General features: G+C 40.8%; 16 protein-coding genes. 7 read left to right on the forward strand and 9 right to left on the reverse strand.

Annotation, left to right across the window (positions count from 1 at the left end; translation table 11 throughout):
• Window positions 1–70: 70 nt before the first annotated feature.
• Genes PNIG_RS15020 through PNIG_RS15040 form a run of 5 tightly spaced genes read right to left on the reverse strand, consistent with a single transcriptional unit; the run spans window position 71 to window position 4,915 of the window.
• Window positions 71–2,161: a type IV pilus secretin PilQ gene (locus PNIG_RS15020; RefSeq protein ID WP_089368803.1), complete on the reverse strand. Its 2,091-nt coding sequence runs from the start codon at window positions 2,159–2,161 to the stop codon at window positions 71–73.
• Window positions 2,148–2,684 (reverse strand): pilus assembly protein PilP, encoded by a 537-nt coding sequence (locus tag PNIG_RS15025; RefSeq protein ID WP_011329361.1) that lies wholly within the window; start codon window positions 2,682–2,684, stop codon window positions 2,148–2,150. The genes PNIG_RS15020 and PNIG_RS15025 overlap by 14 nt, the downstream gene beginning before the upstream one ends.
• Window positions 2,684–3,286: a type IV pilus inner membrane component PilO gene (locus PNIG_RS15030; protein WP_089368804.1), complete on the reverse strand. Its 603-nt coding sequence runs from the start codon at window positions 3,284–3,286 to the stop codon at window positions 2,684–2,686. The genes PNIG_RS15025 and PNIG_RS15030 overlap by 1 nt, the downstream gene beginning before the upstream one ends.
• Window positions 3,276–3,848 (reverse strand): PilN domain-containing protein, encoded by a 573-nt coding sequence (locus PNIG_RS15035; protein ID WP_089368805.1) that lies wholly within the window; start codon window positions 3,846–3,848, stop codon window positions 3,276–3,278. Before PNIG_RS15035 ends, PNIG_RS15030 begins: the two co-directional genes overlap by 11 nt.
• Complete coding sequence (locus tag PNIG_RS15040; RefSeq protein WP_011329364.1) at window positions 3,836–4,915, reverse strand: pilus assembly protein PilM; 1,080 nt, start codon at window positions 4,913–4,915, stop codon at window positions 3,836–3,838. Before PNIG_RS15040 ends, PNIG_RS15035 begins: the two co-directional genes overlap by 13 nt.
• A gap of 131 nt (window positions 4,916–5,046) precedes the next feature.
• Between PNIG_RS15040 and PNIG_RS15045 the strand changes: the two genes are divergently transcribed.
• Window positions 5,047–7,557 carry a penicillin-binding protein 1A gene (locus PNIG_RS15045; protein ID WP_089368806.1) on the forward strand — a complete coding sequence of 837 codons (2,511 nt, stop codon included), beginning with the start codon at window positions 5,047–5,049 and terminating at the stop codon, window positions 7,555–7,557.
• 90 nt (window positions 7,558–7,647) lie between these two features.
• On the opposite strand, the gene PNIG_RS15050 is transcribed toward PNIG_RS15045, so the two are convergent.
• Window positions 7,648–9,993 carry a bifunctional aspartate kinase/homoserine dehydrogenase II gene (locus PNIG_RS15050; protein WP_089368807.1) on the reverse strand — a complete coding sequence of 782 codons (2,346 nt, stop codon included), beginning with the start codon at window positions 9,991–9,993 and terminating at the stop codon, window positions 7,648–7,650.
• Between the two features lie 5 nt (window positions 9,994–9,998).
• Window positions 9,999–11,237, reverse strand: coding sequence for a cystathionine gamma-synthase (metB, locus tag PNIG_RS15055; protein ID WP_089368808.1), 1,239 nt, complete (start codon window positions 11,235–11,237; stop codon window positions 9,999–10,001).
• Window positions 11,238–11,436: 199 nt separating this feature from the next.
• On the opposite strand from metB, the gene metJ reads away from it, so the two are divergent.
• On the forward strand, window positions 11,437–11,757 hold the full coding sequence (gene metJ / locus PNIG_RS15060; RefSeq protein ID WP_006793094.1) for a met regulon transcriptional regulator MetJ: 321 nt from the start codon (window positions 11,437–11,439) through the stop codon (window positions 11,755–11,757).
• 98 nt (window positions 11,758–11,855) lie between these two features.
• Here the strand turns inward: metJ and PNIG_RS15065 are convergent, their stop codons facing one another.
• Window positions 11,856–13,097, reverse strand: a complete 1,242-nt coding sequence (locus tag PNIG_RS15065) for a malic enzyme-like NAD(P)-binding protein (protein ID WP_011329368.1) — start codon at window positions 13,095–13,097, stop codon at window positions 11,856–11,858.
• Between the two features lie 544 nt (window positions 13,098–13,641).
• Complete coding sequence (gene rpmE / locus PNIG_RS15070; RefSeq protein WP_011329369.1) at window positions 13,642–13,857, reverse strand: 50S ribosomal protein L31; 216 nt, start codon at window positions 13,855–13,857, stop codon at window positions 13,642–13,644.
• 256 nt (window positions 13,858–14,113) lie between these two features.
• Here rpmE and priA point away from each other — a divergent pair, with 256 nt between their 5' ends.
• The 5 genes from priA to PNIG_RS15095 all read left to right on the forward strand — a co-directional run bounded on the left by priA (window position 14,114) and on the right by PNIG_RS15095 (window position 19,228).
• On the forward strand, window positions 14,114–16,300 hold the full coding sequence (gene priA, locus PNIG_RS15075; RefSeq protein WP_089368809.1) for a primosomal protein N': 2,187 nt from the start codon (window positions 14,114–14,116) through the stop codon (window positions 16,298–16,300).
• 20 nt (window positions 16,301–16,320) lie between these two features.
• On the forward strand, window positions 16,321–16,848 hold the full coding sequence (locus PNIG_RS15080; protein WP_089368810.1) for an SPOR domain-containing protein: 528 nt from the start codon (window positions 16,321–16,323) through the stop codon (window positions 16,846–16,848).
• A 79-nt stretch (window positions 16,849–16,927) separates the two neighbouring features.
• The gene (gene hslV / locus PNIG_RS15085; protein ID WP_011329373.1) at window positions 16,928–17,446 is read left to right on the forward strand and encodes an ATP-dependent protease subunit HslV; all 519 of its coding nucleotides are present in this window, start codon (window positions 16,928–16,930) and stop codon (window positions 17,444–17,446) included.
• A gap of 11 nt (window positions 17,447–17,457) precedes the next feature.
• Entirely contained in the window at window positions 17,458–18,786 is a 1,329-nt protein-coding gene (gene hslU / locus PNIG_RS15090) for an HslU--HslV peptidase ATPase subunit (RefSeq protein ID WP_011329374.1), read from the forward strand.
• A 67-nt stretch (window positions 18,787–18,853) separates the two neighbouring features.
• The gene (locus PNIG_RS15095; protein ID WP_011329375.1) at window positions 18,854–19,228 is read left to right on the forward strand and encodes a gamma-butyrobetaine hydroxylase family protein; all 375 of its coding nucleotides are present in this window, start codon (window positions 18,854–18,856) and stop codon (window positions 19,226–19,228) included.
• The last annotated feature ends 3 nt before the right edge of the window (window positions 19,229–19,231 follow it).

Below are 19,231 nucleotides of genomic sequence, written 5' to 3' on the forward strand. Positions count from 1 at the left end.
ACACTGCATATTCTCTACTTAGTAAACTAAGTAGAGTGCTGCAAAATCAATATTCAAATATAATCACGCCCTAATCAACTTGTATCTTAGGAGTGACGAAAATCAGTAGTTCACGCTTTTCGTTAAACTCACTGGTACTTTTAAACAGTCTTCCAATGTATGGAATGTCGCCCAATAAAGGAACTTTTTTGGTCGAATTAATAATTTGCTGTTGAAAAATACCACCCAAAACAACTGTTTGGCCATTTTCTACCAGTACCTGCGTTTCAATTTGTTGCGTATCAATTGCAACCGCAGGACCTGTTCCGGTCTGTACTGTATCACCTCGGGTATCTTGAGTGATAATTAAATTCAAAATAACTTTGTTATCAGGTGTTATATGCGGTGTTACTTCTAAGCTAAGTACTGCTTTTTTAAAGCTTACTGTTGTCGCACCACTAGAGGCTGATTCAACATAAGGTATTTCGGTACCTTGTTCAATCCTCGCCTTTTGCTGGTTAGCCGCAGTAATTCGCGGACTAGCAATAATTTCACCTTTATTTTCTTCTTCAAGCGCAGTTAGCTCTAAATCAATTAACGTACCATTAGCTAGTTTAGCAATATGCATACCTATGCTAGCTGAAGGATTGGCAACCGGCAGGTTTACATTTAATCTATCAGACAAGCTTGGAATATTACCATTAGAGATGTTTTCAGCCCCCTCTAGGGTGCCTGAAATACCATCGGTTCCCTGCTGATCACTAAAGCCCCAACGTACCCCTAAATCTTCTGTAACGTTGTCGCGTACGGTTACCATGCGCGCTTCAATTACAACCTGCTTTACAGGTATATCTAGCGTTTCGACCATGCGGCGTACGCTTTCGATACTTTTTGCCGTATCTTTCATTAATAATGTATTGGTACGCTGATCAACCGACACACTCCCTCTTGGGGTTATAATGCTGTTAGTGTCCGTTTTTAGTAAATCTGCAAAATCTTCGGCCTTTGCATAATTTAAGCGAATGTACTCGCTGTACAAAGGCTCTAAATCTTCTACTTGTTGCTTTGCTTTTAAGTCTTTTGCTTCACGTGCTGCAAGCTCTTCTGATGGGGCTACCATTAAAATAGAGCCATCCATACGCTTATCAAGACCTTTTATTCTGAGTACCACATCAAGCGCTTGATCCCATGGCACGCCATCTAAACGTAGCGTTATATTGCCCGTTACAGAATCACTGGTTACTAAGTTAAAGTCGTTGTATCCGGCTATAATTTGCAAGACTGCACGTACCGAAATGTCTTGAAAGTTCAGGGTCATTGGTCGACCTTGATATTCTTTACCACCATCAAGGTAAGCATTTTGGGTTTCGTCTTTCTCAACATTTAAGGTAAAAATATTATCTATTTGCTGATAAGTAAACGTAAATGCTGCGTTTGGCTCAATAACAATTCGGCTCAGGTTATCTTCTTTAAAGGTTTCTATATTGCTTACGATAGTACCAAAATCAAGTACATCTAATTCGTATAATAAATCATCTAAAATATCAGTGTGATGAAACTCTGCAATAATTTTACCGCCACTTTCATGTACTTCTATTGCGGCTTGAGTATCTTGCAAAAATACCAATACTTTAGCTTCGCCCTTTTCACCACGGCGAAAATCAATAGATTGAATACGATTAATGTAACTACCGCCAATGCTATCTGCAGCATCATCAGTCGTTAGCGCTTGCTCGGTTAATGGATTATCAGAGATACGCAGCGAGACCAGATTATTATTAACCTGGGTTTCATAAATTTTCAAACGCTCAAGATGTACCGTTACTTTTAAACCGTTACTTGTCATTACGCTGGTTACATTATTTATTCCAGCCAAATTAACAGCAACATCGGCTAACCCTTGATCTAACTGTGCATTGGTAAACAGCATTTCTATACGCGCTGGGCTATTGAACACTTGAATACTTGGTTGCTGGGTTAATTCTTCATCAAATACCAGCTGTAGTTCGGTTTCGCCTTTTAATAATGGATTATAGCGCACGTCATAAAGTAGCGGCTCAGCTACCGCAGTTTTAGCTATTAATAGTGCAAAAATCACTAATAAAGCTGACAATACACGATGAAGCGAACCTACATCCTTATACATATTTGTATGACCTTTTTTGTTATTAATTTGCGCCATCAATTGTCGCCTCTAACATTTCTAATTTAGTCTGACGCTCTTTCCAACAGCCAGATCCATCAGGGATTAATTCTATTAACTCAATATAGTCACTACTCACTTTTTTTACTTTTCCGTCGTAAGTGCCCAAGTAACTCCCTACGGTTACTCTATGCAGCGTTGCATCAGCAGCAGTAATAAGTGCCCATGTTTGGCTATTAGAACCTAGCGTGCCTTTCATCGCTAGGTTATCTAGCGGATATTTTTCTAATGGCTCACGAACTCTATCTGGATCTGGGTGCAAACAATTTTTAATTTGCGTTAACTTATTTTGTATAATTTCAGGTTGTGGAGCTACAAATGGGCTGCGCAATTGACCTGCATTGTATTCAAAATACTCAAACTGAATGAGCTCTGGTATTTTTTCCACTCTGGGGGTAGTACTTGCTTTTACCTGATCAATAAATTCTTTTTGTTCAGAAGTGTCACTATTACAGCCACTCAATAACATTGTAAAAATAGCCACTAAAGGGAGTTTATTCATTATTTAGTCCCCTCTTCGTAGCGATAAGTTTTTGCAACCACACTAAATGTTAACTGCTTTTCTCCAGATGATAAAATAGAAAAGTCATGTAAACTAACAATTCGCGGTAATTGAGCCACTTTACCTACAAACTGACCAAATTCATGATAGGTACCCACCACTTCTATTTTTATTGGCAGCTCGGTATAAAATTCTTTTTTAACTTCAGGTAGCCAACCAACTTTTAAAAAGGTTAAGCCACTGGTAGTGCCTACATAAGATAAGTCATCTAACAAGCCGGGGGTTTCATTAGAGGTTGGTAGGCGCTTTAATAGCTGAGAAAACTTATCTTCCATTTCAATCATTTGCAGTCGATAAATATCTAGTTTACTGGCTACCGCATATTTGGTGCGATAAGTAGTGCGCAGCTCCACCTCTGTGGCTACCGCGTTGTGATAACTGTCTATTTCATCTGAAACTAATAAGCTATAGCTAAAAAACAACACTAAACCCGCAATAAAAGCACCGCAAATAACCTTAACAATAACCGGCCATTCACCTATATTATCAAGTTCTATTTCATTCCAATCTACATCTTTAAATGCTTTAAAATCAAGGTTCATCATGTACCTCGCCAATTTTATCGAATGGTTTTACATAAAATTCCATATTAAAATCACTCAACAAACGCGAAGATTTATCGCCAGCAACAATACCTTGCATTACTGGGCGCTCTAATAAATAAGAACCTTGCACTTCACGTAACAAGGTTGAAAGGCGATTATTCGATTCGCTTTTTCCAAGTACATGAATTTGATTACCGCGTCGCTCTAGCTTAGTTAAATAAACCCCTGCAGGTACTATTTTTGCGACTTCATCCATAATTTGCGTGCCTAAATTACGACTCCTTTGCAGGTTTTCAATTAAGCGCATACGCTGCTGCAGGTTTTCTTTTTTCTTATCTAGCTCTCTAATGTCTCTTATTTCTTTATCTAGCATACTTATTTCTGCACTAAGGTAATTGTTTTTTAGATTTTGACCCTCTTTTAAAGCGCCATAAAATGAGCTCAATAAATACATACTCAAAAAACACAAAACAACAACTGCAATTAATGAAGTAATAAACTTCTTTTTTGAGTCTTCACGCTGTTGTTCACGCCAAGGCAGTAAATTTATATGTGGCATGATGAAAAGCTCCTCAAAGCGAGTCCTGTTGCAATAGCAAATTGCGTGCGATGACGCTGTAATACATTACGGTCAACTCTAGGAGATATTTCCATATTTACAAATGGCTCGGCTACAATTGTGTGTATACCTAACTCTTCGACTAATAAGCGCTCAAAACCGCTAATCATAGCTGTACCACCGGTTAATACAATATAATCTAGCTGATCTTTACCCGTGGTGGTTAAAAACATTTGCACCGCGCGGCGCACTTGTTGTAGCAAGGCTGTTTGAAAAGGTGCAAGTACTTCAAAGGTATAATTTGGCGGTAAGTCGCCGGTTGCTTTACCAATTTCAGCTTCATCAAAGCCTTTATTATAATAAGTAACAATACTATTAGTGTATTGATCGCCACCAAACACTTGGTCGCGGGTATAAATTGTATCACCCGCTTGCACTACACTTACGAGTGTTAATACCGCGCCAATATCGACAATTGCAACGCACTTATTAAATGCATCACTTGGTAACTGTTGATAGTACACATCCATTGCTCGGCTTAATGCGTAGCTTTCTACGTCAACCACTTTAGCAACTAAGTTAGCCGCTTCTAACGCGCCAACACGTGCTTCAACGCTTTCAGTACGCGCAGCCGAAAGCAATACATTCATTTTACTAGGATCGGCGGCATTGGTTGATAGCTTTTCAAAATCAAGATTAACTTCATCTAATGGATAAGGAATTAAGCTGTCTGCTTCAATTTCAATTTGCGATTCTAATTCAGCGTCACTTAAGGTGACATCCATGAAAATCACCTTGGTGATCACGGTCTGGCCTGAAACAGCCACCGCAGCTTCTTTTAGTGATTTAGGTAATTTTCGTTTTAATTTAGTTATTACATTACCAATTGCTTCAATATCTTGAATAGTACGCTCACTCATGGCGCCTTTTGGCATAGGTTCAATTGCAAGTGCTTCTAATCGAAGCCCAGTGTCTGTTTCACTTAACAGTACAGCTTTGATAGAGTGCGATCCTATATCAATGCCTACCATCATCGGCGATGGCTTTTTAAATAGTTGACTTAGCATGTTTGCAACTTTGCCTTTGTTTTAATAATAAACAAGTTATAATTCTTATCTGAAAAAATACTATTCATTTTTTAATCAATATATACTAGCAGCCTCAACTTGTAATTGGGAGTCCATTTAGGGAAATATCAGTGATTTTATTAAAAAGAACTTTACAATTTTTTATCATTTGCACATTATTTGGACTGATCACTTTGTTCAGCCTTTATTATTACGTTAAACCTGATATCCCAAGTGTGCAAGTTTTAAAAGACGTGCAATTACAAACTCCTATGCAAGTATTCACTAAAGATGGTCTGTTGATCAATCAATTTGGTGAAAAACGACGAATTCCGGTCACAATAGACCAAATACCACAACCCCTCATTAATGCATTTTTAGCCACCGAAGACAGCCGCTTTTATGATCACCTTGGTATTGACCCAATAGGTATAGTGCGCTCTGCGCTTGTACTTATATCTACCGGAGAGAAAAAACAAGGCGCTAGTACTATTACTATGCAGCTAGCACGTAATTTTTTCTTAACCCGCGAAAAAGCCTACATTCGTAAAGTAAAAGAAATTTTTATCGCGATACATATTGAAAACTTATTAAGCAAAAACGAAATTCTTGAGCTGTATTTAAATAAAATTGAATTAGGTAATAGGGCGTTTGGTATTGGTGCAGCAGCGCAAGTTTATTACGGTAAAGAACTAAAAGACTTAACCCTTGCGCAAATGGCAATGATTGCCGGCCTGCCAAAAGCACCTTCAGCGCTTAATCCTATTCGCAATCCAGTGCGTGCTAAAGCGCGTCGTAATGTCGTACTTGGTAGAATGTTGTCTGAACGTTATATAACCCAAAGCGAATATGAAGAGACTATTAATCAACCTATAACGGCCGTTTTTCATGGCGCTGAAATAGATTTATACGCACCTTATATATCTGAAATGGTGCGTGCAGAAATGGTTGCTAAATACGGTATTGATAAAGCGTACAACTCTGGCTTTAAAATATTTACCTCGGTAGAGTCCCACGTTCAACAAGCTGCGCAAACGGCTTTAGTAAATAACTTACATAATTACGATATGCGCCACGGTTTTAGAGGTCCAGAGCGTTTATTATGGGATGCGCAAACACAACCAGCATTAAGCCAAGCGCAAATTCTTAACCAGCTAAAAGACGTAAAACAGCTTGGCGACTTACAAGCCGCGGTAGTATTGGCGGTTAACGAAAAAACAGCCGACGTTTTACTAAAAAATGGTGAGCTGGCAACACTTACATGGGATAACTTAAAGTGGGCACGTAAATATATTACGCGTTACCGCCAAAGTTTTGCTCCTAAAGCTGCAACTGAAATATTAGTCCCAGGTGCACAAATATGGCTACGTAAAAACGACGATAATAATTATTTATTGAGTCAAATTCCTGAAGCCTCTAGTGCCATTGTGTCTTTAGACCCTCAAGATGGCCGTATTAAAGCAATTGTTGGTGGTTATAGTTTTGAGCAAAGCCAGTACAACCGTGCAGTGCAAGCTAAACGCCAAGTTGGCTCAAACATTAAACCCTTTATTTACTCTGCAGCTCTGGAAAAAGGCTACACTTTAGCATCCATTTTAAACGACGCTCCAATTAATCAATGGGATAAAAGCCAAGGTATTGCATGGCGCCCAAAAAACAGCCCTGCAGTTTATAATGGCCCAATTCGTATTCGCCGCGCATTGGCGCAATCTAAAAACGTTATTTCGGTTCGTCTTCTACGTGGTGTAGGCTTGCAACGTACTGCCGATCATTTACTTAAATTTGGTTTTGATAATAAAGACATTAACCGCAGTGAATCTTTAGCGCTTGGTAGTGCTTCCATTTCTCCATTAGAACTTGCTCGTGGTATGAGCGCGTTTGCTAATGGCGGGCATTTAATAGAACCGTATTTTATATCTGAAATTCAAGATGCCTTTGGCACAGTGTTATTTAAAGCAAACCCAGCCCTAGCCTGCGATGAGAACACGCAGCCCCTCGCTATCGAAAATAACAGCAGCCTAACGATAGAAAATACTGAGCAAGGTGAAAAAGCGCAGCAAACAGTGCAATGTGCCCCACGTATTATTTCTAAACAAAATGCTTTTTTAATTGCAGACGCTATGAACAGCGCAATTTGGGGCGGCGGAAGCTGGAGCAATAAAACAGGCTGGACGGGGACTGCATGGCGAGCACAGCGTTTAGGGCGTCGTGATTTATCGGGTAAAACAGGTACCACAAACGACTCTGTTGACACTTGGTTTAGTGGTTTTAACCGCAATGTACTCACCTCAGTATGGGTTGGCTTTGACAACCCTGGCAATACTCTAGGTCGCTCTGCTTATAACAACAACCTTGATAGTGGTCAAATAACAGGGGCTGAATCGGGCGCAAAAACAGCTCAACCGGCATGGAATGAATTTATGAGGGCAGCTCTTGATGGGCAACCAGAAGCGCCAATTGAACCACCTGAAGGATTAGTTTCTATTCGTATTGATTTAGCGACTGGCTTATTAAGCCACAAAAATGATTATACTAGCCGCTTTGAATACTTTGAAAAAGGCACTACCCCAACTAGTTATGTGCTTTCGCAGCCAAGCGATATTTTTGAAGAAGACACCAAAACAGAAGAAGAGCTATTTTAACCATAAGCACATCTCTCATTAGCTAAATGGTTAATTACGCTAAAAAAACGGCAACCTCTTTAGGTTGCCGTTTTTTGTTTTATTTAATTATTACTTTAAGTTTTTTATCAGCCAATATAAGTCAGAATGAACGCCTGCTGCAGTCACTTCCTTACCAGCACCTGGGCCTTGTATAATCAAGGCATTATTGCTGTACCACTGGCTGTTAATAACAAAAATATTATCACCCGGGGTTAAGTTTGCTAATGCGTCATTGGGCGTAACATACGCTAACCCTACTTTGGCCGTTACGCTATCGGGCTCAATACTCAGTAAACCTGTATAACGAAGTACCGCGTTTTGTAATTTTGCATTGCGTGCATGCTCTTCAATAAAAGTGTCGAGCTTATGTTTATTAGCTAAAAAGTCATCCCAGCTACCTAGTGCTAGCTCATCGGGCATTAACGGCGCTAAGGCAATGTCGTTAAGGTCTAATTCAACCCCTAACTCTCGCGCTAAAATAAGTAGCTTACGCTGCATATCTCGCCCCGATAAATCTTCGCGCGGATCGGGTTCAGTAAAACCCATTTGTTGCGCTTCAAGTAATAACTCAGAAAATGCAGTTGCGCCATTATACATACTACATAACCACGATAACGTACCCGAAAAAACACCTTCTATACGTGTTATTTTATCGCCACTGTTTTGTAAATCTGCAAGGGCAAAATTAATTGGTAAACCGGCACCCACACTAGCGTTATAGCGCCAATATAAATTGCGCTGCGCAATATTGTGCTGCAACGCTTTATACCAAGGAGTTGGCGCGGTACCAGCATACTTATTAGCACTAATTAAATGACAATCAAGCGCAACAAAATCTGGGTATAACTGACTAAATTGCTCGCTGGCGGTTATGTCTATAACCACTTTATGCTCGTAATCAAGCTGGCCAATAGCGGTTAATAAATCTTGGCTGCTATAGTCAACAGCCTCTAACTGCCATTGGTTCTTCCAGTGCTGTACATTTATGCCGCTGGGATTAAATAGCAGTTTTTGCGAACGTGCTAATCCCACTAACTTAATATTAAAGTCGGTTGATAAGCGTGCTAGCTGCGCCGATAGTTGGCTAACAAATACATCCCCTACGTTACCAAGCCCTGCCACTATTAAGGCAATTTCTTGGCCTTTAGTGATCAGTTTATCGTGCAGCACATTAAGCACATCACTATCAATAAGCTGATCCGTCAGTAGCAATACATAACCACTATCTTGATGCACAAAGCGAGGTTCAATATTATGCAAATTGAGCAACTCGCGTGCCTGAGTACTCAATGAGTTTATATCTTGCTCAGGAGCAACTAGCGCGCAACCATGTAGGTTAGACTCGCTAATATTGGCTCTTCCTGCAAAGTAACTAACTACTTGATGGGTCGCTACTGCCGGTACTATTAGGTAAGTTTCACCCGCGCTACTAAAATGATGCAAGCTATGTTGAATAAGCTGGCTAACCTGAGTTACCTCACCCTCAACTAGCCCTTCAACACTAAGTAAATCTATATTTTCTAATGTAGTAATAAAACGTTTTTGTTTTACACAGCCCTCTTTCACTACATTTGTTGAGCTTGCTTGCACGTCAAAACTACTGCGCACCGCAAGCTTTATATCGGTATTTTTAAGTGGCGATAATGTTTTAGCGTGTAAAACGGGGTTACCTAATCTTGCCAATAAGTTAGCTTGCGCTCTACATACCTTAGCGTATTTAATGGCCTTGTTAACTTTACGTGGGTCGGTACTAAATATCCCTTGTGTATCGGTCCAAATATATACTTGTTTAGCATTGCAATAACTTGCCAATAAGGTTGCACTGTAATCACTACCATTGCGACCAAGAGTGACCGTATCGCCTTGGGTATTAGCCGCAATAAACCCTGTTACCACGTTAATTTTGTGCTGGCTAATAAGCTCACTACACTGCTGCGTATTTTGGCTATGCAATAATTGTCCATCACTTAGCGTAAACAAGCCTCTTGCGTCTTGCATGCATGCAGCAACATTAAGTTGCTGTAAATACGCAGCGAGCAAACGAGCTGACCACAACTCACCATGGGCGAGTAGCGCCGCTTCTTGCAACTGCTCAGTACTCGCTAATTTAGCAACTAAACTTAGCTCTTCATTTAGAGTGGTTAAAGCGCTGCGCTTTAAATCGCCCTGCAGTAGCTGCGTTATTAAATCACTTTGATGATTGTTTAATTGCAATACAATATCAGCGAGCGCTTGAGTATCGTGCTGCTGATAACTTTGCCACAGTTTTACTAATGTATCTGTGGTTTTTCCTGCAGCCGATACCACTACACAATCACCGGGCTGAGCTTGCCCTATAATTATTTTTGCAACGCTTTTATAGCGCTCGGCTGAGCTTAAACTCGAACCACCAAACTTATGAATATTATTAGTCATATTAATTACCACAACGCCGGGTGAGCAGCGCTCAATTTAACATTACTACTTGCGCTAGCGCCTGCTTTACCTGCGTTATTGTGCTGACCTGGTTGCACTAAATTAAATACCCGATCAAAGTCTGCTAATAAATCTGCTACATCTTCAATACCTACCGACACACGAATAAGCGTATCGCCAACGCCAGCGGCTAAACGAGCCTCGGCTTCCATTCCTGCATGCGTCATTGTTGCTGGGTGGCATATTAAGCTCTCTACGCCACCTAAAGATTCAGCTAAGCTAAATGTTTTAAGGTTTGTTAAAAATGCAGCTGCGTCATTCACACCGCCTTTAATGTCAAAACTAACCATGCCACCAAAACCAAGTTGCTGTGCTTTAGCCAATTCATGTTGTGGATGCGACTCTAGCCCCGGGTAATATACTTGGCTAACAAATTTTGAGCTTTCAAGGTACTTAGCAATAGCTAAGGCATTTTCTTGATGCTGCCGTAAGCGTACATTTAAAGTACGCAAGCCACGCAAAGTTAAGTAACTATCAAACGGTGCCCCCGTTATACCAATATTATTTGCCCACCAAGCCAGTTCTTCACCTAGTTCGTCAGTTGCAGCAATAACCGCACCGCCAACCACGTCTGAGTGGCCATTTATGTACTTAGTGGTTGAGTGCACCACAATATCAACGCCAAATTTAATCGGGTTTTGTAATGCAGGCGATAAAAAAGTATTATCTGCGGCTACCAAAGCACCGCATTGTTTCGCAATATCGGTTACTGCTTTAATATCAGTTAAACGTAAAATAGGGTTACTAGGGGTTTCTATCCAAATTAACTTAGGTTTGATTACTAAAATTTGCTGCAAACTTTCTGGTTTAGTTAAATCTAACACTTCGAGTTTTAATAGGCCGCGCTTTTGTAATGAGGTAAATAAGCGATAGCTGCCGCCATAACAATCATGGGGGATCACCAACGTATCGTCACTATTAAGCAGCTGAGTGGCTAAATGTACGGCAGCCATTCCTGTTGCAGTAATAATGCCGCGAGCACCACCTTCGAGTTCGCTGAGTGCTTGGGCTAAAGTATCACGATTTGGATTACCACTGCGGCCATAGTCATATTGACGTTTTGTATCAAAGTCGGCAAACGAATAAGTGGTTGATAAATACAGCGGAGGCACAACCGCGCCATGGTGCTTATCAGCATCGACACCACTGCGAACTGCAATTGTCGCTTTATTTTTTTCACTCATATTTATTACCTGCTTTATTTAGATGTTTAGACGTCTAAAACAGTAATTCATTCAACTTAAGAAGTCAAAACATTTAAACACCTAGCCATCTGTGCAACAAGTATTTGACTAATTTGTTTAAATCGATAGAATTTCACGCATATTCGCGCTATTTTTTAGTAGGGTGAGCAATTAATAATCTGAGGCAACGATACATCTTATGGCAAAATGGAATGGCGAGTATATTCACCCATACGCAGAACACGGGAAAAAATCAGAGCAAGTTAAAAAGATCACCGTTTCGATCCCGCTAAATGTATTAAAAGTACTAACCGATGAACGCACCCGTAGGCAAATTAATAACTTACGCCATGCAACTAATAGCGAGCTATTATGTGAAGCATTTTTGCATGCGTTTACTGGGCAACCGTTACCTAACGATGATGATTTACGTAAAGATAACGCCGAAAAAGTGCCTGAAGAAGTAAAAAAAATAATGCAAGAAATGGGCTTAGAAGTTCCTGTTTTAAACGAAGACTAAACAGCGGCTTTTAAACAAAAAAACCTCAGCCATGCTGAGGTTTTTTTATGGCTATAAATTACACTGAAGTAACTTAATACCGAGCAACATAATGCTGCTTATTCCATATAGTTTGCTGGCAGCTCTATTTGCGCTACGCCTGAAGCAATGGCTGCTAATGCAACTGCTTTAGCAATACGCGGCAATAAACGCGGGTCCATAGGCTTAGGAATAATATACTCTGCACCAAACGCTAGCTTATCTACACCGGCAGCTTTTAGTACTTCTGGCGGAACCGGCTCTTTGGCAATACTACGAATAGCTTCAACTGCTGCAATTTTCATTTCATCGTTAATTTCACTAGCACGCACATCAAGTGCACCACGGAAAATAAACGGAAAACACAACACGTTATTAACTTGGTTAGGGTAATCTGAGCGCCCTGTTGCCATAATTAAATCGCTTCGTGCGCCGTGTGCCAGTGCCGGATCAATCTCAGGGTCTGGGTTCGAACAAGCAAATACGACTGGCTTTGCTGCCATTAATTTTAAATCATCGGCCGATAATAAGTTAGGGCCCGATACACCAACAAATACGTCAGCATCTTCAATTACATCTTGTAATGTACGCTTATCGGTATTGTTAGCAAATAACTGTTTGTACTCGTTTAAATCATCACGGCGAGTGTGAATAACACCTTTACGATCAAGCATATAAATATGTTCACGCAGTGCACCACACTTAATTAATAACTCCATACAAGCAATCGCTGCAGCGCCGGCACCTAAACATACAATAACTGCATCTTCAATATCTTTGCCTTGCACTTCCAGCGCATTTATCATGCCTGCAGCCGTTACAATAGCCGTGCCGTGCTGATCATCATGAAAAACAGGAATACTACAGCGTTCAATAAGCGCCTTTTCAATTTCAAAACACTCTGGTGCTTTAATATCTTCAAGGTTAATACCGCCAAAAGTATCAGCAATATTAGCCACAGTATTTATAAAGTCTTCGGTGGTGCGGTGTTTTACTTCAATATCAATTGAGTCAATGCCTGCAAAACGTTTAAACAACAACGCCTTGCCTTCCATTACCGGTTTTGACGCTAAAGGCCCTAAATTTCCTAAACCTAAAATAGCAGTACCATTGGTGATCACTGCAACCAAATTACCTTTACCTGTGTACTTATAGGCATTTACAGGGTCAGCAGCAATTTCACGCACCGGCTCAGCTACACCGGGGCTATAAGCTAAAGCGAGATCATGAGCCGTTTCTGCAGGCTTGGTTAGCTCAATGCTGATTTTACCTGGAACGGGGTGAGAGTGATAATGTAGTGCTTGTTCACGAAAGTCCGACATAACGCGATTATATCCTGCAATTTAAGTTAAAGTGAGAGGGAGTAAAGCGACACTTAACATGCCTTAAAGTACGATACCCTTATTATTTTTAAATTCCAAGCAATATCAGGTCTATCCTGTTATATGCTAGATCTGTTAATTTTAAGCGAATTTTCAGCAACTTCGATAAAAACATCGCTACTTTTCATAAATATAAATTGTGCTAAAAGGCACTTTTCAAGCTTATTTTAGTTAAAAGTATTATTCACAAAACAGCGTTTTTAAAATGTGAATAAAATCAGCTAAAAGCGATTATTTATTCTGCTTTAACAACACATAGCTTCATGTTGGCTACTTTTAGAAACCGAGTTTAAAATTAAGCTATTAAAAATATAGAGAATATTAGGTCATTTGTCTGCAAAGGTTTATGCATACCGAGAATAAGAACAGGAAATAGTTATGCAAAAGCAATAAACTTAAAACTAGCGAGGTTAGGGGGAAGTTAGAGGATTTTTAGGCATAAAAAAAGCATCCTAAGATGCTTTTTTTAACTAAATAGCAATAATTACTTTTTGCTACCAAGTGCACCGAAACGCTTGTTGAAACGATCAACACGTCCGCCAGTGTCTAAAATCTTTTGCTTACCAGTGTAAAACGGGTGACACGCAGAACAAACGTCTAGGTGAATATTTTTACACAGAGTAGAGCTAGTTTCGAATTCGTTTCCACATGAACAAGTTGCAGAAATTACTTCGTACTTAGGGTGAATACCTTCTTTCATAGAAACCTCTAGTTAAGGCCGCATCGCTCTCCAAACCCGGAGTCTGGCACCATACGTCGTTAAAACAAATTTATTGGTGGCGGATTTTATCCAACAACCATCAAGCACACAAGCATTAATTAGTATTTTTGCTAAAAAAATAACCATTTTGAGTAAACAAGGTTATTTGGTAGTAGGTTTTTAGCTGTATTTTTAGTACATTAGGGCCAAGTATTAGCACGCCCTCCCCCATTATTTTTTTAACAGTTGAGTTACTATGTATTTTGTTGAAGTTGCTATAAAAGTTCCACTACCGCGCACCTTTGATTATAAAGTAGATAGCCAGCTTGGTGAAGCTTCTGCGCCATTAAAACCCGGAATGCGGGTGTTAGTACCCTTTGGTAATCAACGTAAAGTAGCCGTGGTTTTAGCGCTTAAAACAACAACCGAAGTGCCTGAAAACAAAATAAAGGCAATTTTTGAAATTATCGACGATACGCCAATTTTATCTGCAGAGCACATAGAGTTACTGCGCTTTACTGCCCGTTATTATTGCTACCCGCTGGGTGAAACCATTCATATTGCATTGCCAAGCGCACTACGCCAAGGCGAATCGCCTGATAAAACCAGCATTAATATGGTAGCCCTAACGGAAAAAGGCGCGCTGCTGCCGTCATTAAAAGCTAAGACTCAACTTAATTTACTAAAGCAGCTATCGCAATCAGGCAAGTCGTCATTAACCGAGTTAAAAGCTTTGGGCTTTAGTAAAAAAACCATTGATAGCTTAATAGATAAGGCACTCATAACGCAGTCAATTGAGCATGATAACCACTGGCAAAGTGTAGCCCCAACAGTGGGTAGCAAACCAACACTTAACAAAGAGCAAGCGGTTGCCTGCACCACAATTAATCAAAGCAGCGGTTTTAGCAGCTTTTTATTAGAAGGTGTAACCGGTAGCGGCAAAACAGAAGTGTACTTACAATGTTTAGAAGAAGTACTAAAGCGCGGCGAACAAGCACTAGTATTAGTGCCCGAAATAGGCTTAACCCCGCAAACCGTTAACCGCTTTCGCCGCCGCTTTCCCGACACCCCCATTATGCTTTGGCATTCAGCTTTAACCGATAATGAACGCTTACAAACCTGGCGTTTTTGCGAAAAAGCCAGCTGCGCCATAGTAATAGGCACACGTTCGAGTATTTTTCTGCCATTTTTAAAGCTCGGCATGATAGTGGTTGATGAAGAACATGACTCGTCTTTTAAACAGCAAGACACGCTGCGCTACCATGCCCGTGATTTAGCTGCGTATCGTGCATATCAGCATAAAATTCCGCTTATATTAGGCAGTGCAACACCGGCACTCGAAACCCTGCACAAAGCAATTAATAATAAATACCAACTACTGAGCCTTACTGAGCGCGCGCAAACCGCTACCGATAACCAATTTAAATTACTCGATATGAAAGGCCAGCCCGACCAAGCAGGCATTGCCCATGCCAGCCTTGCTACCATGCGCCAACATTTAAAACGTGGCAAACAAGTGATGGTGTTTTTAAATCGTCGTGGATTTTCGCCCACGTTAATTTGCCATGAATGTGGCTGGTTAAGCGAATGCAAGCGTTGCAGCACCAGTGCCACTTTTCATAAAGCTATTGGGCAAATGATTTGCCATCACTGTGGCGAGCAATATCATGTTCCACACCAATGCCCCGACTGCGGTAGCACGCAAATTTTTCCTAATGGTAAAGGCACTGAGCAAATAGAAGAGTTTTTATCGAGTGAATTTCCACAAACCCCTGTTACACGTATCGACCGCGACTCTACTCGTCGTAAAGGCAGCCTTGAAAAAGCACTGGATGAAATAAACCTAGGCGGCGCGCGCATTTTAGTGGGCACGCAAATGTTGGCTAAAGGGCATCACTTTGCCGATGTAAGTTTAGTGGTTATTTTAGACGTAGACAGCGGCTTATACTCCTGTGATTTTAGAGCAACTGAGCATTTAGCCCAACTTGTTACGCAAGTGGCCGGGCGTGCTGGGCGCTCAGGTGAGGCAGGCCAAGTGTTATTGCAAACACATTTTCCTGAGCACCCACTATTACAAGATTTGGTTAATAATGGTTATCAGGATTTTGCTCGCTTTGCACTGCGTGAACGTGAAGATGCAGACCTACCACCAATCACAAATATGGCCATTGTTCGCGCCCAAGGACACAATATAAAACAAGTCGTCGATTTTTTGACAGATTTGGTTCCAGTAAGCGGGGTAACTGGTATACAATTGCTCGGTCCAATACCTGCTCCTCTTGAAAAAGTAGCAGGTATGTATCGTTTTCAATTACACATTCAAGCGCAAGATCGCCGCGTATTGCACCAATATCTTGCGCAAATGGTTGATTATCTAAGCACTAGCAAACTTGCACAAAAAGTACGCTGGAGCCTAGACGTAGACCCTATAGACATGATTTAGGTTAAGGCCAAAATAAAGCTATGGCACAGCACGATTACATTAACAAAAAACCAGCAAACCGCAAAAAAGCGAAATCAGCGCCCGCTAAAAAACCCTTTCCAATACTGTTAGTTTTAATTGTTACTTTATTGGTGGCAGGTTTTGCTTATGGCTTATGGTTTATTAAAAATAACGCCGATCCTGAGCTAGTTGAAAAACAAGCTAACCCTGTACCTACAACTCCTGTAGAAGTTGTTGTACCACGTACGCCTGCGTTTATTAAAGAAATTAGAAACCACGAAATTCAGGTTGAAGTAAAAGAACTTGAACAAAAAGGCCCTTACGTTATGCAATGCGGTTCGTTTAGAACCTACCTGCAGGCTGAATCGCTAAAAGCTAAAATAGCCTTTGCAGGGCTTATTTCTGAAATAAAAGAGACCACAGGCAGCAGTGGCATTTGGTATAAAGTACGCTTAGGCCCCTATAAAACCAAGCGCCAAGCTGAGAGCGATAAAAATAAACTTAAACGTGTAAAAATAGTCGGCTGCGGAATTTGGGGCTGGACTTGAAAATAAACCATTCACCCATATAACCTCTTCATAATCGTTTTTTACGAGTTGCCCCTGCAGCTCGATGATGAGGAATAATATGACTACTATCGTAAGTGTACGCCGCGGCAACAATGTTGTAATTGGCGGCGACGGCCAAGTTTCGCTTGGTAATACAGTAATGAAGGGCAATGCCCGTAAAGTTCGACGCCTCTATAATGGCAAAGTAATTGCTGGCTTTGCCGGCGGTACTGCTGATGCCTTCACCCTTTTCGAACGCTTTGAAAGCAAACTAGAAATGCACCAAGGTAACCTCACTAAAGCCGCGGTTGAAATGGCCAAAGACTGGCGCAGCGATCGCGCTTTGCGCAAGCTCGAAGCACTGCTTGCTGTAGCCGACGAAACAGCCTCTTTAATCATTACCGGTAATGGTGATGTAGTACAGCCAGAAAATGACTTAATTGCCATTGGCAGTGGCGGTAACTTTGCCCAATCGGCAGCAACTGCCTTACTGGAAAACACCGATTTAAGTGCTCGCGAAATAGTAGAAAAAAGCCTAACCATTGCAGGCAATATCTGCGTATTCACTAACGACTTTCAAACTATCGAAGAATTGTAACAGGAACCTCTATGTCTGCTATGACCCCAAGAGAAATTGTTCACGAGCTAGATCAGCACATTATTGGTCAAGCAAAAGCTAAAAAAGCCGTTGCTATTGCACTGCGTAACCGCTGGCGCCGGATGCAGCTAAGTGATGATTTACGTAATGAAGTAACACCTAAAAATATTTTAATGATTGGCCCAACGGGTGTTGGTAAAACCGAAATTGCGCGCCGTTTAGCTAAGCTTGCTAACGCGCCATTTATTAAAGTAGAAGCAACTAAATTCACCGAAATTGGCTATGTTGGTAAGGAAGTTGAAACCATCATCCGCGATTTAGTCGATGTTGCGATTAAAATGACGCGTGAGCAACAAACTAAAAAGTTTAAGCATCGCGCTGAAGAAGCAGCCGAAGAGCGTATTTTAGATGCGCTTTTACCACCAGCTAAAGATCAATATGGCGAAAGCCAACGCGATGACAGCTCTTCAACTCGTCAAACGTTTCGTAAAAAGCTACGTGAAGGCCAATTAGATGACAAAGAAATCGAAATTGATTTAGCTCAAGCACAACCAAACGTAGAAATTATGGCCCCCCCTGGTATGGAAGATATGACCAACCAGTTGCAAAGCATGTTTCAAAACATGGGTGGCGATAAGCGCACTAAGCGGAAGTTAAAAATTAAAGAAGCATTTAAATTATTAAGTGAAGAAGAAGCCGCTAAGCTAGTTAATCCTGAAGAACTAAAAGAGCAGGCTATTTTTGCAGTTGAGCAAAATGGTATTGTGTTTATTGATGAAATAGACAAAATTTGTAAACGAGGTGACTCATCAGGTCCAGACGTTAGTCGTGAAGGCGTACAGCGCGACTTACTACCATTAATTGAAGGTTGTACGGTTAGCACTAAGCACGGCATGGTTAAAACTGACCATATGCTATTTATTGCTTCGGGCGCATTTCAAATGGCTAAGCCATCAGACATGATCCCTGAGCTACAAGGTCGCCTTCCTATTCGTGTAGAGCTTGAAGCACTTACTGCTGATGACTTTAAACGTATTTTAACAGAGCCGCATGCATCGCTTACCGAGCAGCAGCGTGAACTGCTTAAAACTGAGCAAGTTACTATTGAATTTAGTGATGATGCAATTGAGCGCATTGCTAAAGCCGCTTGGCAAGTTAACGAAAAAACCGAAAACATCGGTGCTCGTCGCTTACATACGGTAATGGAAAAGCTAATGGAAGAAATTTCATATGACGCTTCAGAGCAAGCCGGAACATCACTGGTAGTTGACGCCGCTTATGTTGAAAAACACTTAGGTGCGCTGGTTGAAGATGAAGATTTAAGCCGCTACATTCTTTAATTAAAATTAGCTGCATAAACAGTTATACTAAAAGCCTCCGCACTGGGGGCTTTTTAATGAGATAAAAATGAAACACGTAACAAAAGTACATTACCACAGCGTTAGCAAAAATTTAGATGTTTACTTTGATGATGACAGCCAAGCCGTATTTAGTTGTGAATTTTTACGTGTGCACTCTCCTTCTGCAGAAGTGCAAGGACATGGCTCAGGGCCAATGAAATTAGTATTCAATAAACAATCCGTTGGTATTAAAAACATTGCTCATGTTGGTCATTACGCACTGCGTTTAGATTTTGACGATGGCCACAATAGCGGGTTATTTAGCTGGCAATATTTTGCAAAACTACAGGCGCAGCAAGCGACTCTATGGGATGAGTATTTAAAGCGGGTTAGTGAGCACAATAACTCTAAAGACAGCGTACCCATAAAGTTTATTCCTTAAACT

Source organism: Pseudoalteromonas nigrifaciens, from assembly GCF_002221505.1.
Lineage (GTDB): Bacteria > Pseudomonadota > Gammaproteobacteria > Enterobacterales > Alteromonadaceae > Pseudoalteromonas > Pseudoalteromonas nigrifaciens.

Coding starts and splice junctions, on each gene's coding strand:
- PNIG_RS15080 (WP_089368810.1), top strand. CDS start 16,321: ATGGCACAGCACGATTACATTAACAAAAAACCAGCAAACCGCAAAAAA.
- PNIG_RS15030 (WP_089368804.1), bottom strand. CDS start 3,286: ATGAACCTTGATTTTAAAGCATTTAAAGATGTAGATTGGAATGAAATA.
- PNIG_RS15095 (WP_011329375.1), top strand. CDS start 18,854: ATGAAACACGTAACAAAAGTACATTACCACAGCGTTAGCAAAAATTTA.
- hslU (WP_011329374.1), top strand. CDS start 17,458: ATGTCTGCTATGACCCCAAGAGAAATTGTTCACGAGCTAGATCAGCAC.
- hslV (WP_011329373.1), top strand. CDS start 16,928: ATGACTACTATCGTAAGTGTACGCCGCGGCAACAATGTTGTAATTGGC.
- PNIG_RS15040 (WP_011329364.1), bottom strand. CDS start 4,915: ATGCTAAGTCAACTATTTAAAAAGCCATCGCCGATGATGGTAGGCATT.
- metJ (WP_006793094.1), top strand. CDS start 11,437: ATGGCAAAATGGAATGGCGAGTATATTCACCCATACGCAGAACACGGG.
- priA (WP_089368809.1), top strand. CDS start 14,114: ATGTATTTTGTTGAAGTTGCTATAAAAGTTCCACTACCGCGCACCTTT.
- PNIG_RS15025 (WP_011329361.1), bottom strand. CDS start 2,684: ATGAATAAACTCCCTTTAGTGGCTATTTTTACAATGTTATTGAGTGGC.
- rpmE (WP_011329369.1), bottom strand. CDS start 13,857: ATGAAAGAAGGTATTCACCCTAAGTACGAAGTAATTTCTGCAACTTGT.
- PNIG_RS15050 (WP_089368807.1), bottom strand. CDS start 9,993: ATGACTAATAATATTCATAAGTTTGGTGGTTCGAGTTTAAGCTCAGCC.
- PNIG_RS15035 (WP_089368805.1), bottom strand. CDS start 3,848: ATGCCACATATAAATTTACTGCCTTGGCGTGAACAACAGCGTGAAGAC.
- PNIG_RS15020 (WP_089368803.1), bottom strand. CDS start 2,161: ATGGCGCAAATTAATAACAAAAAAGGTCATACAAATATGTATAAGGAT.
- metB (WP_089368808.1), bottom strand. CDS start 11,237: ATGAGTGAAAAAAATAAAGCGACAATTGCAGTTCGCAGTGGTGTCGAT.
- PNIG_RS15065 (WP_011329368.1), bottom strand. CDS start 13,097: ATGTCGGACTTTCGTGAACAAGCACTACATTATCACTCTCACCCCGTT.